Genomic DNA, 22,262 nt, shown 5'->3' with positions numbered 1-22,262 from the left:
TTGCGAGGTTTTCCAAGTCGCCGTTTAGCTGCAGGCTGTGAAAAGTCAGGCCTAATTAAACTCTGAAAGATCGACTTGTTTGCGCTGCTTGTACAAAACCGACCGCTAGCGAAGTTATTCAAGGAAGCATCCAGTGAAACGTCAACCCGACCGAGCTGATGTGATGAAGGAACGGGTTAATCACGTTGCAGAGTATGAACCCCATGTGCAGGCTTTTGTCGAAGGGACATTCGACAGCGCCCGTGTCCTGCATGCGAGTGCCCGATCAGATCAGGGCCTCGCCCTTGCCGGTTTGCTACTTGGTGTCAAGGACATCATTAACGTCGATCAGTTTCCCACCCGATGTGGCTCGGCGCTGCCCGCCCATCTGTTTGAAGGGCCACAAGCAAGTTGTGTGACGCGCCTTCTTAATGCCGGTGCCATCATCGCAGGAAAAACAGTTACAGCCGAGTTTGCAATTTCAGACCCCGGCCCGACGCGCAACCCCCGCAATCTGGGCCACACGCCTGGCGGGTCTTCCAGTGGATCTGCGGCCGCGGTTGCCGCTGGCTTTTGTGATATTGCGCTTGGAACTCAGACGACTGGTTCGGTCATCCGGCCAGCGGGTTATTGCGGAACCTTTGGATATAAACCGAGCTTTGGACGGGTCGCGTTGGATGGTGTGCTAGCATACTCAAAATCCATGGACCATATCGGTTTGTTTGCCAAAGACCTCTCGACGCTTGCCGCAACCCTGCCGATTTTGGTGACCGATTGGCAAAGCACCAAAAACGATCCGAAGAACAAGCCGATTATCGGCGTGCCAATGGGTTCCTATCTTGATCTTGCAAGCCCGCAAATCCGGGCGCAATTTGACGAACGTACACTCACCCTCGAACGTGCGGGTTGTGTAGTGAAACCAATCGTCTTGTGCGAAGACATTGCCATCCATAATGATACCCATGATTTGATCGCCAATGCAGAACTTTATCAGCTGCACAAAGCCTGGTTCGAAAACTATCGGGACGTCTACAAACCTATGTCCCGGGCAGCGTTGGAGTTTGGTCGAAGCGTGTCCAAGAAAACGATGTCTGCCAGTCTGAAACAGGCAAAGAAAGTACAGCTTTGGATGCAGCAACTGATGGCGGAGCACGCCATCGACGCATGGATTGCACCTGTCGCGCCTGATCTGGCTCCAGAAGGCATCGCGTCGACGGGTGATTTTCGCATGAATGCGATCTGGAGCTATACCGGCCTACCTGTCATTACCTTTCCAACAGGAACAAATGACAGGAACTTGCCTTACTCTGTTCAGATTGTTGGGCACTTCGGTCAGGATGAAGCGCTGCTAAATATCTCGCGCCATATTCATCAACTTATTGGTATTGGCGAATTGCCTTTGGCCTGGGGCACCGAGGTCTCGAGACTACGAAAATAGGTCCCGTGCATTCTGCAAATTTTCAATATTTAATATTTTTTCATAAAGCACAGAAGCCGACCTATTGCAGTCGCCGAATTGCGAGCAGGCGTTGAATTTCTTCTGCAGCATCTCCTCAGACATAGGCCTTAACGCTGAGCCTGATGGCGAACCAACAAAGCAACATTTGCGATCTCCGGACTGGGTCATCAACTCGGCATATCCCCATTCTGGGCACACTGGGCTTGAGGATCTGTACTGTTCAGGGATATCATCAACCTTCACGTCAATACGCTGTAAAAGCCGTTTGATTGGTGCGTTTGACAACACTTCGGTTGTCAGATGCTCAAGCGTAATATCTCCGTGCAAGACGATTACAGCAATCGCGAAGTGCAAACTGAATTGCGCTTCAGCGGGGGTTCGCGGGGAGGAATAAGTCAAATTGGAAGCAACAACGGGCGGCACTGTACAGGTGATTGAGGCCACATTCTCGGCCCGCAATCCCTCCGCTTCCATGATTTCTTTGACCGCGTCGGCAGACGCGTGGCTGGCGTAACAAACCGGATACTTCTTCAAATCTACGCCTGGGTCGCAAATGCCAAATTCCATACCCAGTGACTCGATTTCTGCGGGATTGAACATCCCGTCGTTGAGGACCTGCGCAATACCCGATTGATCTTCGAATGCGTTGGCTGGCCCGGTGGCGCCGTGCATCGCCGCAACGGCAGCGGTAACGCCGCTTTCGGCAGCGCGCCCGCAATAGTAATGCTTTGCTGCAGTTCCACGCACTGCGCGCGTGGCACCAGCCCCAACCGAGGCAAGAGCAAGGGTATGTTCCGTTTTCTCGCGATCAAGGTCGGCGATTTTAGCGACCCCGGCGGCACTACCGATCGCTCCGAGGACTGAGGTCGTCCACCAGCCTTTTTCGTAGATGGAGTTGGACAGCGCCTTGGCGACGGCGAACTCGATCTCCAAACCCGCAATAAACCCAAGTAACAATTCGGCACCGGTTGCGCCACGCTGCTGCGCCACAGCCAAAACAGCCGGAAACACAACGGCTGATCCATGTACGATACCGGCATAGCAGTTATCGTCAAAGTCAAGCGCATGAGCGGCCGAGCCATTTGCAAAGGCTGCTCCGGACGCATTCAGCTTGTGGGGTGTCCCCACAACATCGCAACAGCCCGCCGCGTAGGTCCGGGTTGCCGTGTCTAAGAGCATTTTTGCGGACTGTGTTTTTGCGCCGGCCAATGTCACACCGCATATATCTATCAAGCAACGCTTTGCGTTGATAACCACATCGTCTGGGATCGCCTCAAGCTGCAAAGACACCACCGCGTCCGCAAGGCTTTGTATCACGCGCCCCTGAGGTTTCATTTCGCGTCTTTCAACAAACCGCGATCACTGTCAAAAAGATGTCTGTTACTTCTGGTCAAAATATCCCTCCCTCACAGCCGTTCCGATCAGATTGCAGATAAATCGCCCTGCGGTGATTGCAGTAATTCCGTTCACATCGCGGCTCGGGGTGATTTCGACGATATCCATGCCCACGACGTTGCCTTTTTTAACCAGTCCCTGGATCAAGGTCCGCATTTGGGCGTAATTGACACCTCCGGGCGCAGGCCCCGCCACTGCGGGCATGATTGTGGGATCAACACCGTCAGCATCAATCGTCAGATAGTAGTCTCCGCCATCTGGAATGCGATCCAAAATGGCCTTCATGCCAAGTTCCTGCAGCTCTATGTCGGGGATCAGATTGGAGCCATAGGCAAGTGCTGCTTCCACTTCTTCAGGTCGTCCGCTACCCGCAGAACGCAATCCAATTTGATAGATGTCTTCTATATGGTCCATCTCGGATGCCCGACGGATGACACTGGACAGTCCATAGCTCACCCCGTGGAACACGTCCCGCCAATCGACATGGGCGTCGACCTGAACCAGGGTAACCGGTCCGCGCCCCTCGAAAGCGCGAAATACCGGAATGGGAACGGCGTGATCCCCGCCAAGGACAATCGGCAGTGCGCCTGATGCAAGGATTTTGCGTACAGCCTGTTCTGAGCGGTCGTGGTTGCCCGCTACATCCTTGGCTTCGGCAACGACATCTCCACAATCGACAACTTTGATGTCACGCCCGTCAAGCAAGGTGCCGCCAATATCGAAATCATAACGATCAAGTCCACGTAGGGCGCGCTCACAATACCGGCGGATATGGGTTGGCGCATTGGACTGATCATTACTGGCTTCGCCCATTGAGTAAGGATCGCCAAAGGGTATTCCCAATATCGCGATATCCGCGTCCAGGTTGTCCAGATCAGTAACAATAGGAAAATCGTGGAAGCTTTGGAATTCCCGCTTGGGGGCGGCCGTGAGATCGGATGTCATGTACTATGTCTCCTTGTGCGCATTGATACGACGGGTGATGGCGAACTTTTTTCCGTCAAAATCTTGATCGCAGACTTTGCTAAAGTGCCTGAACTCAAACTCATGAATCAGTTTCCATTGTCAGATGGCCAGCGTCATCCGATTTGGGTTTGAAGGCCGTGATGTTGAGTTTTTCCAAAAAGAGCTGGAGCCGTTCGGTCGACGGAGAGTGAAGGATGACGTCCGGGGAACCCGCTTCGATGATTTTCCCCTCCTCCATGAACACAACCCGGTCGGCCACGCTGGAGGCAAAGCCCAGTTCATGGGTCACGATGATCATCGTCATACCGTTTTCAGCAAGCCGTTTTAATACGGCCAGAACTTCGGACACCAGTTCGGGGTCTAATGCGGAGGTCGGTTCATCCAACAACATCAAGACCGGATCCATCGCCAGAACCCGCGCAATGGCGAGCCTCTGCTTTTGTCCCCCGGACAGATTGTCGGGCCAGTCCGTTTTCTTGTCCTCAAGGCCAACCTCAGCCAGCACGGCAAGAGCCTTTTTTTCCGCAGCGTCACGGCTGCGCTTAGCGACAACAATTTGTGGACACACAACGTTTTCCAGCACGTTCAAATGCGGCCAAACGTTAAACTGCTGAAACACCATTCCGATCCGCGCCCGCAGTGCATTGAGGGCCTTTGATCGCTCCGAAGCCGGTCGCGCATCAGGGATCGCACCGACCAGTTCGCCTGCGAGGTGCACTTCGCCCGCATCTGCCGGTGTCAGCCAGTTGACGGTGCGCAGCAATGTGCTTTTGCCACATCCACTGGGGCCGATGATGCAGACAACTTCCCCTTTGGCGACGCTCAGCGAAACACCCTGCAACGCAGTCATGCCCGCAAATTTTTTATGTAATCCTGTCAGTTCAAGAAAGTTGTTCATCGTCGCCGGATCCAACGCCATATCATCACCCCTCCTTCACGGCAGGGGCAGAACGCACGGCCTGAGTTCTGGAATCACTGCGCGACCGCTTTGAAACCTTGCGTTCAACCCGGCGCATGATGATCGCTATGGTTTCATTCAGCGCCCAATACAAAAGGGCGATCATTATGAATGCCTCGAACGGACGAAATGTTTCGCCTTGAACGGTGATCGCCGCCATCGTCAGCTCACTGACGGTTATCGTAGACAGGATCGCAGATTCCTTAACAAGCGAGAGTGTCTGATTGGTCATTGCAGGCAATATGATAGGTAGTGTTTGCGGCAAGACGATGTAGCGCATCGCCTGCCAGTCCGACATTCCCGTAGCCCGTGCACTTTCCAGTTGCCCCTTGGCGACGGCGTCAATCCCGCCCCGAATGACTTCGGCGAAATAAGCACTCCCAAAGGCGGCCAGCGCCACCACCCCGACATACGCCGCCGGCAGGTGCAGCCCGTAAAATGGCAGGACGTAAAAAAACATGAAAACCTGGATGATAAAGGGCGTATTCCGGAAAATTTCAATGAAACTCGTGGCCAACACGCGCAAGATCTTCAATCGCGACCGTCGGCCAAGCGCCAGAACCAATCCGAACGGCATGCCCAGAACAATGGCACAAACGACGATCTTAATGGTCATCCAGAAGCCGAGAAGAAGCTGCGGACCATAGTTTGTGAAGATTGACAGATCGATGCTCATGGCTGTCTACGCCCGCTTGACTTCAAATTTGGCTTCAAGCCATGACGCGCTGCGGCTAACGGCAAAACACATCAGAAAGTACATCACGAAGGCCCCGGTCAGCACCTCTACCGGGTGGTAGTTGTTGCTGTAAATTTGCTGTGAAACCCGCATGAGTTCTACAACAGTGATGGTGGAAAGAAGCGCGGTGGCCTTTAGTATCTGCGTAAACTCGTTCACCAATGGCGGTATTGAAGCCATGAAGGTTTGCGGCAGAACAACCTTCACCCAAAGTGCAAATCCGGAAAGACCAAGCGAGCGGGCGGCTTCGAATTGGCCCTTGGGCACAGATGCCAACCCACCACGCAGGATCTCAATCACAAAAGCCGCACTGTTAAGTGTTAATGCAACGATGCCTGCCGTGACCGGACCAATGTTGAGACCGACGATTGGAAGCACGTAGTAAACAAGGAAGATCTGTACGAGAATCGGCGTTCCGCGGATGAAACTGATATATACGGCGACAAAAGTGCGGAGAATTCGGGATTTCGAAGCGGTGCGTGCAACCGTAACTATCGTTGCCAGCACAACACTGAGAGCAAACCCGAGCAGCGCCAATTGGAGGGTGACAAGCGATCCTTCAAGAAGTCGTGGCAAAGCATCGAGAGTGTAGTTGAAGTCGAATTTCACGCTGCTCATTCCTGACAAGTGCGGGCCTGACAGTTTCTGTCCGCCCAGCTAAGTTTATGTGCAGATATCCACCGCCCAGGCTACTGGCCAGGACGGCGGCAGTTTCGTTCAGAGTTCAGAGAGCTCCCTCAGGCAGGTAGCCTTCGCTGGGAATTTCCATCTTGAAGCCAAACCATTTGTCCTGAAGCTCGTCGATTTTTCCGCTATCGCGCATCTTGAGGATTTGCTCGCTCAGGTAATCCCGCAAATCAGTGTCTTCCGGGCGCGTGACCCAGGCCAGATAGCTGGTATCGGTGATCGGCCCGACGAGTTCGAACATATCCGGTTGGTTTTTGATGATGACCGCCAAGTTCGGAAGGTTCTGTACAGCCACGTCCAGCGTCCCATTCGCCAATGCCAGGGTCACTTCAGGATAGCTGGTAAAGAGCTTCAATTCTCCGTAACCATCCAGACCTCTGGCCTTCATATCTTCCTCGAACGCTCTGGTAGCGGCTTCATTCCCTGAAGCGAGTTGTGTTCCCACAACCTTGCCGGCCATGTCATCGACGGTCATGACCGAGGTATCGCCCTTGCGCTTCATGATCCAGGTTGTGCCTTCGGCAATGGGCACCGTAAAGGCGTATTGCTTGGCCCGGTCTGGTTTGATCGTGACGCTGGTCGCGACAAAGTCGAATTTGCCAGCCAAGACGCCCGGAAGAATGCCCTGCCAGGGCAGATCCAGCTGGTTCAGCTCCACCTCAAGGTCCGCGATAATTATATCCAGAATGTCCTTGCCGTAGCCGACGATCTTGCCGTCCTCCACGAATTCAAACGGCGGGAACGCAGCTTCGGTTCCAACAGTGACCTGTCCGGTTCGCTTTATCTTTTCAAACGTGGTCTCGGCGGACGCAGCGATGGCAACAGAATTCGCTGCTAAAGCGGTGACAGCAAGCAACGCAAACTTTCTAATATTTCCAATGATTGTGTTCATACTTCGCTCCTTGTAATTTCCGAATTTCTCTTCAGCTCGAAGGCATCGGTTTTTTTGAACAGCCTGGAAAGCGGCGTTTCAGCCGGGAGGCAGCACGGGAATGTTGTGATGGAGGTCGGTATTTTTTCAACAATTTTTGTTTGAAAATGGCATATAAAGAATCGTAAACACATCTAATAATTAGATGTAAGGGGCGCACGCCAACTCAACAATGGAACTCGTCGACAGTGAACACAGTCAGGAATATCAATTCAATACAAGTGTTTGATGTGGTTTCACGCCTCAAGAGCATCACTCTCGCCGCGCAATCCCTGAACATCAGTCAGAGCTCCGTGAGCTATCACATCAAAAAATTGGAGGACGAGCTGCAGGTACACCTGTTTGTCAGAAACCGGGAGGGGTTAACCCCGACTTCTCATGGCAAGATCCTTGCATCGCATGTTGAAAGCGGCTTGCGGTCAATTCAGGTCGGTCTGGAACAAATTTCGGGCCAGAACAAAGCGGTGCGCGTTGCTATACTACCGATGTTTGCCAGTCGGTGGCTTTCACCCCGCTTGGGTGATTTCTGGGATGCACACCCAGATATTCAATTGTCGTTTCGAAATCATAACAACACTTTCGCGGAAAAAGGACGCCCGATCGATTTTGCAGATCTGGGCATCCTTTGGGGGCTTGGAGATTGGAGTGACTTTCAGTCTACACGCCTGTGGTCTGAGAAAATGGTGATCGTTTGTAGTCCTGAATACTTGCGTGAAAATCCAATCAATGAAGCCGCCGATTTGAAAAAATGCGCGTTACTGCATGTCGACGATGAGTTAAGGTGGCAGGAATGGTTCACCAACAATCAGTTGGAATTCTCGCCTTCGCAAGCAAAGCTGATACCGCAAGAGCCTCATTTCCAGCTGAGTTCGACGATCAACGGTCTCGGTGTCGCCTTATTCCCTCACAGCATGATTCAAAGCGAGCTCGAAACGGGAGAGTTGGTAAATCCGTTTGAGCGTAAATTTGACACCTCGTTCGCTTACCATTTGGGCATTCCAAATGGAGCTTCCTTAACGCGCTCTGCGATCGTATTTAAGAACTGGTTGCTGTCTCAATGCGAAGATTAGGTTGCGCGCAAAGAAATCATAAATTTCAACCCCCGAAGTACCGCATAATAGCTCGTCGCCTCCTGTTTGCGCGCCAGCGGCGAAAGCGTGAAATGACGGGCCGCATCGCAGTTTCTGCAGCCAACCTTGGAAGGCAGCTGGGGACCGCCTCACAAGGGCAAATGTCTGCTTTCGAGGCTTCACTACTCTTGGTACAAAATGCAGCATCGGGCACTTTGGGCTCAAAGCCAACATTCGCTGCAGCCAAACGAAATGTCTGATTTCGTTAACACTCGACGCTTTCCCTGTTATCCATAGAATAAGGAATTTTCCCGTAAGTATCTGTTATTAAGCCGATTATCAGGGGAAAATTGTTCGAATCAGCTGGTTTCAAGTTGATCCCGCAGGATTTCCCTGTAACTATGGATCCAAACCAGAAACAGGTTAGCCAGAGACTGCCTGCACTGCCAATAAAATCAATCACTCAATATGGTTCACGTACTGTGTGGCGTCAGATATTGTGCTTTTTTTGTGCGTTTTGCTAACAAAGTGAGAACACTAGCGCAATTCCGATGCATACAACACTGCAGCCACTAGCCTCGATTGCGCCTACTGTGGAACAAGTATTCTGACAAATCGGGAACAGGTTGCGGCTCCAGGCAAATCGCTTCTTTTTGCTGCCAGAACTTTACCTTTGTAGAGGATTGCATTGCCCATTCAACGCAACTCGCTAGAAAAGAACGCAAGTGAGGCATCAACAACATCAGGCCGACGCCCATCAACCCGCTGCAAAAATAGACGATAGAAGCAAACCAAAGTGGCCAACCTGAAAATACAAGAGTAGCAGCCGATAGTGATCCCAAGAATATAGAAACGAAAAGCAATCCTACCATTTTCATCTGCCCGTTACAGTTTGCGTGAATTCAGACATAAGGTGAAATACTTTGGTTAATCTAACATTAAGGCTTTCGATAAAATTTTATCCATTTGCCTACATTTAAACCCTGCAGCCGCAATTGTTTTGTTTCCGCCAGCCGTGAAGGTGTAGGTGCCTCGCCGTAGACGACTGCTCTGAGCCCATTTTTGCACTATGCTGCTCATTGTGTGAAGGGTTGACTCGGTCGACGAAGTTCAAATGCAAGGTTCCGCAGCATCAATCCTGGGGCACTTCCATACAACCAGGATTCAGATCGACCCACATACCATTGACGTTGACAGTGCATGGTTCACCACAATGAAACATGTAGTAGTTGAAGTATCCGCAGAATTTTCGCGCAATGTTGCCATGACCAACGTAATCTTCTGCTGAACGACCAGGAGCCTGATTGAATTGTCCAGGCGAACGAATTTTCTGGCATCCTGACACACGGGTTGCTTGGTTTGGGATATCTATCCCTAAACCGTTTTGTGGAATAGCGATTGGTTGGGCGTCAGGGTGAGTTAGAAGAAACCGACGATCAAGTCGAACTACGTCAACGTGCTGAACTTTAAGAAAGCGGCCATCTCGCGTTCTGACAGGGTCGTACGAACGCAGGGCTTCAACTGGCACATTACCGAACGACGTCGCAACGCATGCGCCAGCGCCGAAACCTGGAAGGGACCATAATAGTTTCTTGGAAAAGGGCGGTCGCTGTGCGCCGACCAACTTGTTTACATCACACTGTCCTGCAACTCTTTGCAGTAGTGAAAACTCACAGCTTTCATGGGATGACATTTTTTACTCATTTACTAGTTACGGAACTTGAAACTTGGAACGCAACGGCTTGGTAATAAATTTAATTCAACGAAAAACCAATACAGTACCAGGAAATTCAATGTTTCCTAAATGGCTCACCCGAGTGATATTGCTCGAAACTTGTCTCTTTCGCGCAGTTGATCTAGAGCCGCATGCCTTCGTTCTTTCAGCGGCCAAGCCCTTTCGCCATGTGTGCGGATTCCGCCCTTCCTTCAAGATTCCCGCTTTTTCCAACAAGGGCAGTACTTCGTGTTCACAATAAGCGGGTTGGGGTCATGGATGAGATTGATGGAGACGAGATTTCAAAGGGATTTGTTGATCTGAAGGCCGCACGGGAAGACGCAGCGGGCTTGGCTGCGGAAGGGCAGGGTGCGCATGTATCGGCATTAAAACCCGCCGAGTTATCTAAGAATTTGTTTGAACTCAGCCGTCGGAATCAGAGCATTCCCGATACATTACACATCCAGCTAAGTTCAACCGAATAGCGCTGGACTTCCTCGCTGCGGGAAGCGGTACTACACATGTGACTTGCGTGCCCGGACCTCCCGGGCTCCACTCAGTACAAGGCGCCGGATGGCCTGGCGTACAGAGAGTGGAGACCAAAATGACAAAGGCAACACCGTCAGCGAAGACAAAAGACCAAGCTTGTATGATCAACTCGGCGCGCGCTGGGATCACCCGGCCTGAGCAACTGCGCAAGCTGCTAAAGCGCAAAACCGGGGCATCGATCTTAGAACTCCAGGATACCTTCAACTGGCAGCCGCACACCGCGCGCGCCGCCATCTCAGGACTGCGCAAAGCAGGTGAGATCATTGAACGAAGCGCCGGGGATACAGGCGCTGTCTATCGGATCATTAAGCAACCGGCAAAAGCATGAGCGCGCGGTCGAAGGTGCTCGATCTGCTCGCGGAACTTGATCTGATCCTGCAAACTGATCGTGCAGGCAGCATCCAAGCCTGGAAGACCACGTTCAAATTGGCACCGCCCAAGTATCTGTCGGTGCCGTTTATGCAGCGGGTGCTGACGCATGATTTGCAATGCCGACGGTTGGGCGGTCATTCTGCAGCAACAGGTCGCGCACTGAGATCGGCATTGGAGGGTAAAAGGGAGGGTTGCGTTGCTCCAGTGGTCGGTGAGGGCGCTACTCTGGTGAGAGAGTGGAATGGCCGAATTTATCGCGTTGAGACGACTGCCAAGGGATATGTGCTGGATGGCAAGACCTACATGTCCTTGAGTGCGGTCGCCCGGCACATTACCGGTGCGCGCTGGAGTGGTCCCCGTTTCTTTGGTCTATCATCCGTTCGGAGCGCGTAAGTTGCGTCGGATTCGATGTGCCATCTATACGCGTAAATCTAGTGAAGAAGGGCTCGAGCAGGAATTCAACTCATTGGATGCGCAACGAGAGGCATGCGAAGCCTATATCACTAGCCAGCGCCATGAAGGCTGGGAATTGCTGGAGAGGCACTATGATGATGGCGGCATCTCAGGCGGGCATTTGGATCGACCAGCGCTGCAGCAACTGATGCGGGATGTTGACGACAGGCAGGTGGATCAGATTGTCGTCTATAAGATCGACCGACTGACGCGGTCCCTGGCGGACTTTTCCAGGCTGGTGGATCGGTTGGACAAGGCCGAGGCCTCCTTTGTCTCGGTCACCCAAAGCTTCAACACGGGAACGAGTATGGGCAGGCTGACCTTAAACGTACTGCTGAGCTTTGCGCAGTTTGAACGTGAAGTGACGGCAGAACGCATCCGCGACAAGATCGCGGCTTCCAAACGTAAAGGCTTCTGGATGGGCGGCAGCGTGCCATTGGGCTATGACGCCGATGGACGAACCCTCAAGATAAACGTGGGTGAAGCCGACACCATACGGACGCTTTACGATCTTTATGAAGAGCATGGGGCGCTGAACCGGGTTGCCAAGGTGGTTGAACAGTCTGGCATTCGATCGCGCAGGCGGCAGGCTAAAGCTGGTCACTGGCGCGGTGGCAACGTGCTATCCCGCGGTCACATTCATCACATCCTGACGAGCCCAATCTACGCCGGACGCATTCCGCACAAAGGCACGGTCCATGAGGGGCAGCATCCATCCATCATTGATCCAGCGCGGTGGGAACGCGTTCAGGTGTTGCTTGCCAGCAAGGCTTCTGCTCCACGTGGGCGTCGATCTTGCAAAACTGATCCTTCACCACTGACAGGAAAACTGTTCGATGAAAATGGAATTTGTCTGTCGCCCAGCCATTCCAAGAAACGCGGACGACGTTATCGCTATTACATCTCTCGTAAGCTGGTGACCGGAAGAAAGGTTGATCTGAAGAGCAAGGGGATGGCGATTGCCTGCAGAAGCGCTGGAGGTCTTTGTGCAGCAGGCGATTCAGAGGCAGCTCCAATCCAGCATTGGCATTTGGTTATCTCAGACAAACGACCCTGAGACCCACCAACGTGCTCTGGTGCATTTGGACAATCCAGACTGGATCCTGATGACGGTCGATCGTGTTGATCTTCAGGATGGATCACTGACCATTGCATTGGCTAAAACTGTTTTGAGCCGGGAGCTTGGCATAGACATCGAAAGCTTTGCGTTAAGCGAGCTTGTTTTTACGATCCCATTCAATCTGCGCCGCCGCGGCGTTGAAACCCGGTTCGTGATGGGCGGGCAAAAATCGAAGCCGGACATATCATTGATTGCAAACATCGCGAGGTCGCATCAGTGGCTGGACCGGATCAAGAACGGCGAGACGCTGGATCAGATCGCGGGCGGTGAAAACACCACTAGGAAGCGGGTTCAGCAAACGCTGAACTTTGCCTTCCTCGCGCCGGATATTGTGCGTGATATCGTTGCGGGCAAACAGCCGATCGGTCTGACTTCGACTTGGATTACCAAGCATGAGCTCCCCATCTGCTGGGGTGAACAACGCAAGCTCATCGCAACCCTCTAACGCGATCCCAAACTGGTAAGACGGAATTGCCCGACAGAGACAAGGCGCAGATTTACGGGTCAACTGTCTCGCCATTCGGGTCTCTGCAAAACAACCCCACCGCCAAACCTTTGAAACCACGCGAAAGTATCGCGCAAACTCGAAAGAACTGGTTTTGGCAGGGGTAAGTGGCAGCCCGTAGGGGAATCGAACCCCTCTTTCCAGGTTGAAAACCTGGCGTCCTAACCGATAGACGAACGGGCCATGCCGTGGCATGAAGCGTTCTCTAGGCAAAACGCCGGGATGACGCAAGAGGGATTTTGCAAAAAATCTACCGAAGGGCGGGGTAATGTGCCGCATGTCGCGGCAGGCCTTGTCTTGGACGTCAAGTGGTGGCTTGTGCGGCATCCTCGAGGCGTAATTGCACGTTTTGGCGTCCGCCCCAGGTATTGATGTCCAAACGTCCCGCCAAGTGAAACCGCGTGCCGCCATGGTTTTCCAGCTTGGGGCCCAAAGGACCGTCGAAAGCGCCGAAAGCAATGGCATCCATCTGCGCAGCCATACCATCTCCAAACCGCAGTTTCAGGTGACTATCGCCCACGCGTTTGGCAAAGCTGATGGCCATGTCCGGGAAGACGTACCGTGGGCCGGGCGCACCTGCGCCAAAAGGTCCGGCAGATTCGATTTGTTCGACGAGTTCCACGGTCGCGGCCCCGGGCATCAGGAGCCCATCGAGGCGCAGATCGGACGGGCCCGCGTCGCCCGCACCTTGCCGCGCCAGAAGCTCTGAGAGTCGCGCCATGGCAGGTTCCAGTTGATCGCGCGCCACGGTCAACCCGGCCGCCATTTTGTGCCCGCCACCTTTGATCAGCAGCCCCTCCGCCGCCAAGCGTTGGATCGATGCCCCCAGATCAACACCACTCACTGACCGGCCTGATCCCTTGCCTTCATCGCCGTCCAGACCGATCACAATGGCGGGCCGGTTGGTGGCTTCCTTGAGGCGGCTCGCCACGATGCCAACAACGCCCGGATGCCAGCCTTCGCCTGCGGCCCAAACCAATGGCGTGTCGAGCCCGCGGGTTTCGGCCTGATCCATGGCGGCGGCGCGCACAGCAGCTTCAACATCGCGCCGTTCGGTATTCAGCTGGTCCAGGCGTTCGGCCATGGCCCGGGCCTCGTTCAAATCGGCACTGGCCAAGAGGCGCGCGCCAAGGTCTGCCTTGCCAATGCGCCCGCCGGCATTGACGCGGGGGCCCAAGACAAAGCCCAGATGGTACGCAGCGGGTGCCGTATCCAGCCGCGCCACGTCCGACAGGGCCACCAGACCCGGGCGCGCGCGACCCGCCATGACACGCAAGCCCTGTTGCACAAAGGCGCGGTTCACGCCCCGCAACGGAGCCACGTCAGCCACTGTGGCCAGCGCGACAAGATCAAGCAGGGCAAGCAAATCAGGGCCTTTTTCGCCGGCCTCGCGCAATTGCCGCCCGGCTTCGACAAGCATCAGAAATACGACTGCCGCGGCGCAGAGATGCCCGAGATCGCCGGTTTCATCCTGCCGGTTCGGGTTCACGACAGCCAAGGCATCAGGCAGCGTCTCGCCACCGAGATGGTGATCGAGGATGATGACATCTGCGCCTTGCGCGGCGGCCACCGGTTCATGGCTCAACGTGCCGCAATCCACGCAGATGATCAGGTCATGAACCGCCGCGAGCTCGGCCATGGCCGGTTCATTGGGGCCGTAGCCTTCGTCGATCCGGTCAGGCACATAAAGCGTGGCTGCAAGGCCTTTTTGCCGGAGCCAATCGATCAGCAGGGCGGCGGAGCTGCCGCCGTCCACATCGTAATCTGCAAAGACAGCAATCTTTTCGCGGTGTTTCACGGCCGCCAGAAAACGCTCTGCGGCGCGTTCCATGTCCTTCAAGCTCCGCGGGTCTGGCAAGAGGTCCCGCAGTTGCGGTTTGAGATACGCGGGCGCGTCCTCGGGTGTGACGCCCAGACGTGCCAATGTCTGACACAGCGGTGCGGGCAGGGCGGTCTGTTGCGCCATCGCCTCGGCATGGCGCGTGGTCTCAGGCGTGGGTCCGATCCAGGCCCGGCCCGTCAAGGACTGCGTGATGCCAAGAAATGCCGTCATCCGTCCCCGCGATTTTTGGTGTGGTTGGGGATCACTCCACCGGGTTGCGGTAGATCATCCGACGCAGCGAGCCGGTTTTGGACCGCATCAGCACGGTTTCGGTTTCCACATAGCCGGGGCGGCGTTTGACGCCGGTGACGATGGAGCCGTCAGTGACGCCGGTGGCGGCAAAGATGACATCGTCGGTAACCATTTCATCGCGGCTATAGGTGCGGTCAAAATCGGTGATACCGGCCTTGGTGGCGCGGCCGCGTTCGTCATCGTTGCGGAAAAGGAGCCGGCCCCAGATCTGGCCGCCCATGCATTTGAGCGCACTGGCCGCCAGAACACCCTCTGGTGCGCCGCCCGAGCCCATATACATATCGATGCCGGTGCGATCAGCCTCGGCACAATGGATCACACCGGCCACATCGCCATCGGTGATCAGGTACACCGATGCGCCTGTTGCGCGCACTTCGGCGATCATGTCCTGATGGCGCGGGCGTTCCAGAATGCACACGGTAATATCGCTGGTCTTGCAGCCCTGCGCCTTGGCCAGCGCCTCAACCCGCTCGCGCGGGGACATGTCGAGGGAGACGACATCTTTGGCGTATCCCGGGCCAATGGCCAGTTTTTCCATATAGGTGTCCGGCGCGTGCAAAAGCGTGCCGCGCGGTGCCATGGCAATCACTGTGAGGGCGTTGGGCATGGCCTTGGCGGTCAGGGTGGTGCCTTCCAGCGGGTCCAGTGCAATGTCGACGCCGGGGCCATCACCGCTGCCGACCTCTTCGCCGATATAGAGCATGGGCGCTTCGTCCCGCTCGCCTTCGCCGATCACGACCACGCCTGCGATGCTGAGCAAGTTCAGCTGTTCGCGCATGGCATTCACGGCGGCCTGATCGGCGGCTTTTTCGTCGCCGCGGCCGATCATATCCGCACAGGCCAATGCCGCCGCTTCCGACACACGGGCCAGACCAAGCGAAAGCATACGATCGTTAAAATCAACTGGGGCTGACATCGGCATTTCCTTACGTTTATCGGGTCGGTTCAGCATTATCGGGCAGGGCTGCCCGGCGCAAGCTGCGGGTTATACGGTTTCAATTCTTAGGGCGACGGGTGCGCCATCAATCACGTCCAGCTTGGCCATGGCATCCAGCGCACCGTCCAGCGCCTCACGCGTCGTTTTGTGGGTCACGATCAGTACTGGCGCTGTAGTGTCGGCGTGTTGATACTGGCGCATCCGGTCAATCGACACGCCGGCCTCGCCGAGAATGGCCGCGACCTTGGCCAGCGCGCCCGGTTTGTCTTCGAGGGCGATGCGCAAATAAAACGGTGCTGGCGTCACCGCCTTAGCAGGCTTGGCAGCCGTCAGACCGGCGGCAGGCTGGCCAAAGGTCGAAATCCGGATGCCGCGCGCGATGTCCATCACGTCGCCCATAACGGCGCTGGCGGTTGGGCCTTCCCCCGCGCCGGGGCCGCGCATCACGATCTGTTCCACATTGTCGCCTTCCAGCACACACATATTGGTACCGCCTTCAAGCTGACCCAGGGGGCTGCTGACAGGCACGAGGCAGGGCGACATGCGTTGCTCCAGACCCCGTCCGGTCATCTGGCAAACGCCCAGCAATTTGATGCGGTAGCCCATGTCGGCGGCATGATTGATGTCGTCGATGGTGACGCGTTCGATGCCTTCCAGCTCGACCCCGTCGAAATTGACCTGCGTGCCAAACGCGATCGCGGCCAAAAGCGACAGTTTGTGTCCGGCGTCGATGCCGCCCACATCCAGCGTTGGATCCGCTTCGAGATATCCCAGTTGGTTGGCTTCCTCGAAGACTTCGGCATAGGGCAGACCGGCCGATTGCATACGCGTCAGGATGTAATTGCAGGTACCATTCATCACGCCCATGACCCGGGTGATGTCATTGCCAGCCAAACCTTCGGTCAGCGCCTTGACCACGGGAATGCCCCCGGCGACGGCAGCTTCGAAGCGAATTACCCGACCGGCTGCTTCTGCGGTTTCGGCAAGGGCTTGGCCGTGCAGGGCTAACATCGCCTTGTTGGCGGTGACGACGTCTTTGCCTGCTGCCAACGCGGCCTCTGTTGCGGCCTTGGCAGGGCCATCGCTGCCGCCCATGACTTCAACGAACACATCCACGTCATCGCGTGTGGCCAGGGCGACCGGATCGTCTTCCCAGGCATAATCCGAAATATTGACACCCCGATCCTTGGCCCGGGTGCGGGCGGAGACAGCGGTGATCTCAACAGGCCGTCCTGCACGGTTGGCCAACAGATTTGCCTTTTGCCGCACGATCTTGACGACACCGGTGCCGACGGTGCCCAAACCAGCAATGCCAAGGCGCAGGGGGTTGTCATAGGGCTCTCCGATCAACATTCGCGAATAGGTCTGGGGCTGCGATGTAACCGGTTCGAACGTTCCATGCAACGCGGGTTTTGGCGCATCGCTGGCTTAATTGACGCCCGCGACCATCCGTTCACGCGTGGCGCCGTCGACGACCGTGCCTTTCAGCCGCGCCGCACGTGCGCGCAAGCGATTGACGCGGGTTTCCACATCCAGCGTGGCGTCTGGGCCGATCTGGCTTGTCGGGACGGCCGAGGTGATCTGTTCGATTGGGACCAGCTTGGGATAAGGCGAATTGCGCGACGTATCTTCCACAACCTCTTCGAGTTCCGGAAAGTCGCTACAGGCGCTCAGAACCAGAGCAACAGCCGATATCAGGACATGGGTCGGGCGCATCAGGATTGCCGATCAATTCTCAAGGTCTCTGGTTTGTCATGCCACTTTTTGCGGGGGCAGGGCAAGCAGGGGATTGATTTGAACAAATGTTCAGTTAAATCTTGCCCATGGCACGAACCCAAGGATCTCATTCAGATATTACGGGCCCGCGGGTGCGCGCCGCGGCGTTGCAGCTCTTTGCGCGTCATGGCTATGCGGCGGTCTCGATGCGCCAGATCGCGGGGGAGGTCGGCGTGCAAGCCGGGGCCCTCTATAATTACACGCCGGACAAACAAACCCTGCTTTTTGACCTGATGAAGGGTCATATGGATGAGTTGCTGGCCGCCCGCGCCGCACAGGGAAGCGCCGCGAGCCCGACAGCGGCATTGGAGCAATTCACCCGGTTTCACATCCGCTTTCATTCCAAACGACCAGAAGCCGTTTTCATCTCCTACATGGAATTGCGCAATTTGAACCCGGACAATTTTGCTGCCCTGGAAAAACTGCGCCGCGCCTACGAGGAAGCCTTGGCAGATATTCTGCGTGCGGGCGTGGAAGCAGGTGAATTCGACGTGGCCGAGCCAAGGGTCGCGGCGATGGCCGTCATCGCCATGCTGACCGGCGTGAACACGTGGTATAGTGATGCCGGACGCCTGAGCCTTGCGGAGGTCGAAGAAGTTTACTGGGCGATGATCCGCAAGACGGTTTCCGCCTGACGCGGCTTATCCGGCACGCCTTGATTTTTGCCGAACAGCGCCGGTTTGCGTCACATTTTCAGAACAGGAACTCATCCACGCTCAGGCTGCCCAGAGTAACACCGCTGAGCAGGATGGAATCGCCACCGCCGGTATCGATCCGCACGCCCGCCGAGGTGTTGCTTGCTGCCGCCGTGACATCACCAAAACTGTTCAATGAACTGATGCCGCTGAGGTCAATCACCTCTGTGTTCGCTGATACCTTAAAGTCGGAGATCGTGTCGTCGCCATGTCCATCGACAAAGACAAACGTATCACCGTTAAAGCCGCCCACCAGCGTGTCGTCCCCGGTGCCGCCATTCAACGTGTCGTTGCCTCGGCCTGCGCGCAGAACATCATTCCCGCTGTTCCCCAAGAGCGTATCATCACCGGAATTGCCGATCAGCGTGTCATTATCTGCGCCGCCATCGATCAGATCACTATCGCCCTTGCCCTTGATCTTGTCGTCCCCGGCTCGGCCCAGCAGGTCGTCATCCCCGCGGCGGCCAATCAGGACATCGTCCTCCGCGTTTCCACGGATCGTATCGTCGAACTCGCTGCCGACATACTTCTCGATATTGGTGAAGGTATCGCCAGCGGCGTCCCCGCCAGTGCCTGCCGGACTGGCAGCATCCAGAACGATGCCCGAAGACGCGTTGCGATAATCGGCCTGATCAAACCCGTTGCCCCCATCGATCTGATCAGCACCAGCGCCACCCAGCAGGGTATCCCACCCATTGCCTCCATTGATCGTGTCGTTGCCGCCGCCGCCATCCAGACGGTCCCAGCCTCGGTTGCCATTGATAACCTCGGCTTCATCGGAGCCGCGATACCGGTTGTTTTGCGCATCACCCTCAACGGTCAGATTGCTCAGACCACCCAGGCTTTTTATAAAGCCGCCACCTTTCAACTGGTAGACAGGGTCGGCGCCATCTTGGGTGCCGTAGATTTGGCGGATGCCCGCGACATCATCCGGTTGCAACGTGGATACGTTGATCTGCGGCGTCAGGATCGAATTTGCACTGACGTGATCCAGCCCAAGCGAGTGGCCGATTTCGTGCAACACCAGCCCTTTGAACAGGTCCCGATCCACGTTGAAAATTGTGAGCCGGTCCAAAAGAATGTCGCCGGCGATCGGGCTGTTTCCATTTTGCGGGAAAAACGCAAAACCTATGAATGTGCCGGGGATGGCGCCAAAGAAAATGCGGATGTCAGCAACTCTTCCGGTTCCGGCCGATCCACCCTGATCCTCGACTTGCAAAAATTCGATATTGCCTTCGTCTGACCATTCCTGGAACGACGCGCGAATTTCCGATTCAAAGTCAAATGTGAGAAAACTTTCGCCTGAAACGGACAGCCCTGCACCAAAGCGCCCAATGCTCTCGCCTGCGTCCGCAAGGCTCCACGTGACAACACCCCCTGGCGTGCCCAGTTGTGGCGACCCCCATTTCGTTCCGACCAGATTTGGCATGTTCGTCTCTCCCCAAAAGATCGATGGCCAACGCGCCGTGCGATTCCGTTCTCGTCTGGTGAGTTATCGCCAAAGAAGATCGTTCGCGGCATTTGTACCCTTATGGGACTATAGGAAGATGGCTGCCGCCGGTCCAATCACTAAATACACGCGTTTGGTCCGGTAACAGACCCGCGTTTGCGGATTTGCGTCGGAGCGCCTGTCTGTTTGCGCCACCTGTGTCGCGGATGGGATAGTGAGCGGCATGAGTCGCAGTAACAGTCGGCGCAACGACCAAGGGAGACTACAGCGTGAAAATCGGATTTATCGGCCTCGGCAATGTCGGTGGCAAACTCTCGGGCAGCCTGTTGCGCAATGGATCGGACGTGACTGTCTTTGATCTGAATGCAGATCTGGTGCAGAAATTTGTGGATCGGGGCGGTAAGGCAGCGCAGGGGCCGGCAGAGCTGATGCGCATGTGCGACGCGGTGATCACGTGCTTGCCTAGCCCCGCCGCCAGCGATGCGGTGATGCAGGAAATGCTGCCCAACGTGGGGCCGGGCAAAATCTGGATGGAAATGTCGACAACCGACGAAGCTGAGGTCAAACACCTCGGCGAGATGGTCATTGCCGCGGGTGGAGCCGCGGTGGATTGCCCGGTGTCGGGCGGCTGTCATCGGGCGGACACCGGAAATATCAGCATCTTCGCGGGCTGCGACCGGGCGACGTTTGAGCGTATCCTGCCATTGTTGACTATCATGGGGCGGCGCGTCTTGCACACTGGTGAGTTGGGCAGTGCCTCGATCCTCAAGGTGGTGACAAATTATCTGGCCACGGCCAATCTGGTCAGCTGCGCCGAAGCGCTGACCGTCTGTAAGGCGGCAGATATGGATTTGAACGTTGCCTATGAGGCGATCAAAATCAGTTCCGGGACGTCGTTTGTTCATGAAACTGAAAGCCAGGTCATTCTGAATGGCAGCCGGGATATCTCCTTCACGATGGATCTGGTGGCCAAGGATATTGGCCTATTTCAAGAGGTTGCGGACCGGGCCGGGGTGCCGCTGGAGCTCAGCCCCTTGTTGATCGATATCTTCAAGGATGGGATTTCCCGTTTTGGCCCGCGCGAATTGAGCCCCAATATCATCAAGCGGTTGGAGGAAAAAACCGGTCTGGATGTCACGGCGCCCGGCTTCCCGCCCGAAATGACGGATGATGAACCTGAAGAGCGCGGCGCTGAGGTGCATCCCAAGATCTGACCGGGAGGCCTCTCGCATCCCCGGCGCAAACCGGGTATGGGCAGGGGCGAAACGGGGGCAGTCTCATGGATGATCTCAAGGACGATGAAATTCTGGCAGTTGTGTATGCCTCGGGTCCACGCCGCATCTTTGGTGTCGGCGTATTGGGTGTGCTTGGCGTGATCCTGATCTATGTCGCCCTGACCAACCCACCGTCAAACATGGGATGGGGGGCGTTTTTGCTTGCCTTGGGCGTGGGCATTCTGTGGCTGAGCTATACGATGTGGGAAGTCACTCAGGCCCGGATCGAGTTGACCAAGACCGAATTGCGCACCAGCGATGGAATACTGATTTCGGATGTCGCCAATATCCGGTCTGTGGACCGCGGCGTTTTTGCGTTCAAACCGTCAAACGGGTTCATGCTGCGACTAAAAACAAAGACCCCGCGCCGCTGGCGGCCGGGGCTATGGTGGTCACTTGGGGATCGCGTGGGGGTGGGGGGCGTCACCGGTGCCGGACAAACGAAAGCCATGGCCGAGATTATCTCGGCCATGACGCTTCCGTCTGAGTAAGGAGCGGATCAGGAGCTGCCGCTGCCGCCGTCTGCATCGTCCCCGCAATAGGTTCCGACCCAGCACAATTGTGCGGCAAATCGGATCTTGGTGAACAGGCGGGTGTCGATCGGCACGACACTTCCCAGGCCAACGTTGAACGTAGGCTCGTAGTCGGATAGCGATTCAACCAGGATCAGCTCTTCACCGTCACCCATAAAGGGCAATGTGGCGTGCGCACTGGCGACATCCGGGTCGGTCAGAGCAGACATCGTGCCCGTGCCGCGTACTTCGGACCAGCGGATTTTGAATTCGTCCGCCGCCAGATCGTACTGGATGACCGACACACGAATTTGGTTGGTGCCATCATCGTTCGAAATGGCATCGAACAATTTCATTGTGTTATCCACGTAGGTCGCATTGATCGACGACGTTTCGCGCGAATAAAGGTCAGCAATTGTGTAGGTCGCCTTCTCGCGGGCACTGCGGTAGCGGTGCACCTCAAAGAATTCCCAGGTTGCCACCAGCGCCCAGATCAACAGGGGCAGGCAGATCACCGTTTCGACCATGACGGAGCCGTCTCGTTCGCCGCAGAAGCGGCGCATGACGCGTTTTGCGAATGACTTTTTCAT

At 55.7% G+C, this 22,262-nt stretch carries 23 protein-coding genes and 1 tRNA gene; 10 read left to right on the top strand and 14 right to left on the bottom strand.

All coding sequences use genetic code 11. From position 1 onward, the window contains the following. Window positions 1–163 precede the first annotated feature (163 nt). Complete coding sequence (locus ACZ1HJ_RS19635) at window positions 164–1,417, top strand: amidase (RefSeq protein WP_472722248.1); 1,254 nt, start codon at window positions 164–166, stop codon at window positions 1,415–1,417. On the opposite strand, the gene ACZ1HJ_RS19630 is transcribed toward ACZ1HJ_RS19635, so the two are convergent. From ACZ1HJ_RS19630 to ACZ1HJ_RS19605, 6 genes are all read right to left on the bottom strand, one after another. Next, on the bottom strand, window positions 1,406–2,773 hold the full coding sequence (locus ACZ1HJ_RS19630) for an MmgE/PrpD family protein (protein WP_472720308.1): 1,368 nt from the start codon (window positions 2,771–2,773) through the stop codon (window positions 1,406–1,408). The two genes, ACZ1HJ_RS19635 and ACZ1HJ_RS19630, sit on opposite strands and share 12 nt — an antisense overlap. 45 nt (window positions 2,774–2,818) lie before the next feature. Further along, window positions 2,819–3,778 (bottom strand): agmatinase, encoded by a 960-nt coding sequence (locus ACZ1HJ_RS19625; protein WP_472720307.1) that lies wholly within the window; start codon window positions 3,776–3,778, stop codon window positions 2,819–2,821. A 100-nt stretch (window positions 3,779–3,878) separates the two neighbouring features. Then, entirely contained in the window at window positions 3,879–4,718 is an 840-nt protein-coding gene (locus ACZ1HJ_RS19620; protein ID WP_472720306.1) for an amino acid ABC transporter ATP-binding protein, read from the bottom strand. 4 nt (window positions 4,719–4,722) lie between these two features. Next, window positions 4,723–5,433 (bottom strand): amino acid ABC transporter permease, encoded by a 711-nt coding sequence (locus tag ACZ1HJ_RS19615; RefSeq protein WP_472720305.1) that lies wholly within the window; start codon window positions 5,431–5,433, stop codon window positions 4,723–4,725. 6 nt (window positions 5,434–5,439) lie between these two features. Further along, a complete protein-coding gene (locus ACZ1HJ_RS19610) occupies window positions 5,440–6,102 on the bottom strand; it encodes an amino acid ABC transporter permease (RefSeq protein ID WP_472720304.1) in 663 nt (220 codons plus the stop codon). A gap of 115 nt (window positions 6,103–6,217) precedes the next feature. Continuing rightward, complete coding sequence (locus tag ACZ1HJ_RS19605; RefSeq protein ID WP_472720303.1) at window positions 6,218–7,072, bottom strand: transporter substrate-binding domain-containing protein; 855 nt, start codon at window positions 7,070–7,072, stop codon at window positions 6,218–6,220. A 227-nt stretch (window positions 7,073–7,299) separates the two neighbouring features. On the opposite strand from ACZ1HJ_RS19605, the gene ACZ1HJ_RS19600 reads away from it, so the two are divergent. Beyond that, on the top strand, window positions 7,300–8,181 hold the full coding sequence (locus ACZ1HJ_RS19600; protein WP_472720302.1) for a LysR substrate-binding domain-containing protein: 882 nt from the start codon (window positions 7,300–7,302) through the stop codon (window positions 8,179–8,181). Between the two features lie 1,132 nt (window positions 8,182–9,313). On the opposite strand, the gene ACZ1HJ_RS19595 is transcribed toward ACZ1HJ_RS19600, so the two are convergent. Next, window positions 9,314–9,874: a Hint domain-containing protein gene (locus tag ACZ1HJ_RS19595; protein WP_472720301.1), complete on the bottom strand. Its 561-nt coding sequence runs from the start codon at window positions 9,872–9,874 to the stop codon at window positions 9,314–9,316. A gap of 296 nt (window positions 9,875–10,170) precedes the next feature. Between ACZ1HJ_RS19595 and ACZ1HJ_RS19590 the strand changes: the two genes are divergently transcribed. The 5 genes from ACZ1HJ_RS19590 (at window position 10,171) to ACZ1HJ_RS19570 (ending at window position 12,834) form a co-directional block, all read left to right on the top strand. After that, entirely contained in the window at window positions 10,171–10,380 is a 210-nt protein-coding gene (locus ACZ1HJ_RS19590; RefSeq protein WP_472720300.1) for a hypothetical protein, read from the top strand. A 119-nt stretch (window positions 10,381–10,499) separates the two neighbouring features. Continuing rightward, window positions 10,500–10,772, top strand: a complete 273-nt coding sequence (locus tag ACZ1HJ_RS19585; protein WP_472720299.1) for a DUF3489 domain-containing protein — start codon at window positions 10,500–10,502, stop codon at window positions 10,770–10,772. Next, window positions 10,769–11,209, top strand: a complete 441-nt coding sequence (locus ACZ1HJ_RS19580; RefSeq protein ID WP_472720298.1) for a DUF2924 domain-containing protein — start codon at window positions 10,769–10,771, stop codon at window positions 11,207–11,209. Before ACZ1HJ_RS19585 ends, ACZ1HJ_RS19580 begins: the two co-directional genes overlap by 4 nt. Next, on the top strand, window positions 11,181–12,326 hold the full coding sequence (locus ACZ1HJ_RS19575) for a recombinase family protein (protein ID WP_472720297.1): 1,146 nt from the start codon (window positions 11,181–11,183) through the stop codon (window positions 12,324–12,326). The genes ACZ1HJ_RS19580 and ACZ1HJ_RS19575 overlap by 29 nt, the downstream gene beginning before the upstream one ends. After that, entirely contained in the window at window positions 12,256–12,834 is a 579-nt protein-coding gene (locus tag ACZ1HJ_RS19570) for a hypothetical protein (RefSeq protein WP_472720296.1), read from the top strand. Before ACZ1HJ_RS19575 ends, ACZ1HJ_RS19570 begins: the two co-directional genes overlap by 71 nt. A 168-nt stretch (window positions 12,835–13,002) precedes the next feature. On the opposite strand, the gene ACZ1HJ_RS19565 is transcribed toward ACZ1HJ_RS19570, so the two are convergent. The 5 genes from ACZ1HJ_RS19565 to ACZ1HJ_RS19545 form a co-directional block, all read right to left on the bottom strand. Continuing rightward, a tRNA-Glu gene (locus ACZ1HJ_RS19565) sits at window positions 13,003–13,077 on the bottom strand. Between the two features lie 121 nt (window positions 13,078–13,198). Next, a complete protein-coding gene (recJ, locus tag ACZ1HJ_RS19560) occupies window positions 13,199–14,947 on the bottom strand; it encodes a single-stranded-DNA-specific exonuclease RecJ (RefSeq protein WP_472720295.1) in 1,749 nt (582 codons plus the stop codon). A 31-nt stretch (window positions 14,948–14,978) separates the two neighbouring features. Then, window positions 14,979–15,944, bottom strand: a complete 966-nt coding sequence (gene glpX, locus ACZ1HJ_RS19555; protein WP_472720294.1) for a class II fructose-bisphosphatase — start codon at window positions 15,942–15,944, stop codon at window positions 14,979–14,981. Between the two features lie 69 nt (window positions 15,945–16,013). Further along, the gene (locus tag ACZ1HJ_RS19550; RefSeq protein WP_472720293.1) at window positions 16,014–17,318 is read right to left on the bottom strand and encodes a homoserine dehydrogenase; all 1,305 of its coding nucleotides are present in this window, start codon (window positions 17,316–17,318) and stop codon (window positions 16,014–16,016) included. Between the two features lie 75 nt (window positions 17,319–17,393). Next, window positions 17,394–17,681: a hypothetical protein gene (locus tag ACZ1HJ_RS19545; protein WP_472720292.1), complete on the bottom strand. Its 288-nt coding sequence runs from the start codon at window positions 17,679–17,681 to the stop codon at window positions 17,394–17,396. A 107-nt stretch (window positions 17,682–17,788) separates the two neighbouring features. On the opposite strand from ACZ1HJ_RS19545, the gene ACZ1HJ_RS19540 reads away from it, so the two are divergent. Next, the gene (locus ACZ1HJ_RS19540; protein ID WP_472720291.1) at window positions 17,789–18,376 is read left to right on the top strand and encodes a TetR/AcrR family transcriptional regulator; all 588 of its coding nucleotides are present in this window, start codon (window positions 17,789–17,791) and stop codon (window positions 18,374–18,376) included. 58 nt (window positions 18,377–18,434) lie between these two features. On the opposite strand, the gene ACZ1HJ_RS19535 is transcribed toward ACZ1HJ_RS19540, so the two are convergent. Then, complete coding sequence (locus tag ACZ1HJ_RS19535; protein WP_472720290.1) at window positions 18,435–19,865, bottom strand: matrixin family metalloprotease; 1,431 nt, start codon at window positions 19,863–19,865, stop codon at window positions 18,435–18,437. 290 nt (window positions 19,866–20,155) lie between these two features. Here ACZ1HJ_RS19535 and ACZ1HJ_RS19530 point away from each other — a divergent pair, with 290 nt between their 5' ends. Both ACZ1HJ_RS19530 and ACZ1HJ_RS19525 read left to right on the top strand, forming a co-directional pair. Continuing rightward, entirely contained in the window at window positions 20,156–21,100 is a 945-nt protein-coding gene (locus ACZ1HJ_RS19530; RefSeq protein WP_472720289.1) for an NAD(P)-dependent oxidoreductase, read from the top strand. Window positions 21,101–21,165: 65 nt separating this feature from the next. Beyond that, complete coding sequence (locus tag ACZ1HJ_RS19525) at window positions 21,166–21,651, top strand: hypothetical protein (protein ID WP_472720288.1); 486 nt, start codon at window positions 21,166–21,168, stop codon at window positions 21,649–21,651. Window positions 21,652–21,659: 8 nt separating this feature from the next. On the opposite strand, the gene ACZ1HJ_RS19520 is transcribed toward ACZ1HJ_RS19525, so the two are convergent. Next, complete coding sequence (locus ACZ1HJ_RS19520; RefSeq protein ID WP_472720287.1) at window positions 21,660–22,262, bottom strand: TadE/TadG family type IV pilus assembly protein; 603 nt, start codon at window positions 22,260–22,262, stop codon at window positions 21,660–21,662.

The organism is Roseovarius sp. JB2-10 (assembly GCF_055693585.1).
This window is presented reverse-complemented; position numbering and strand designations above follow the sequence as displayed.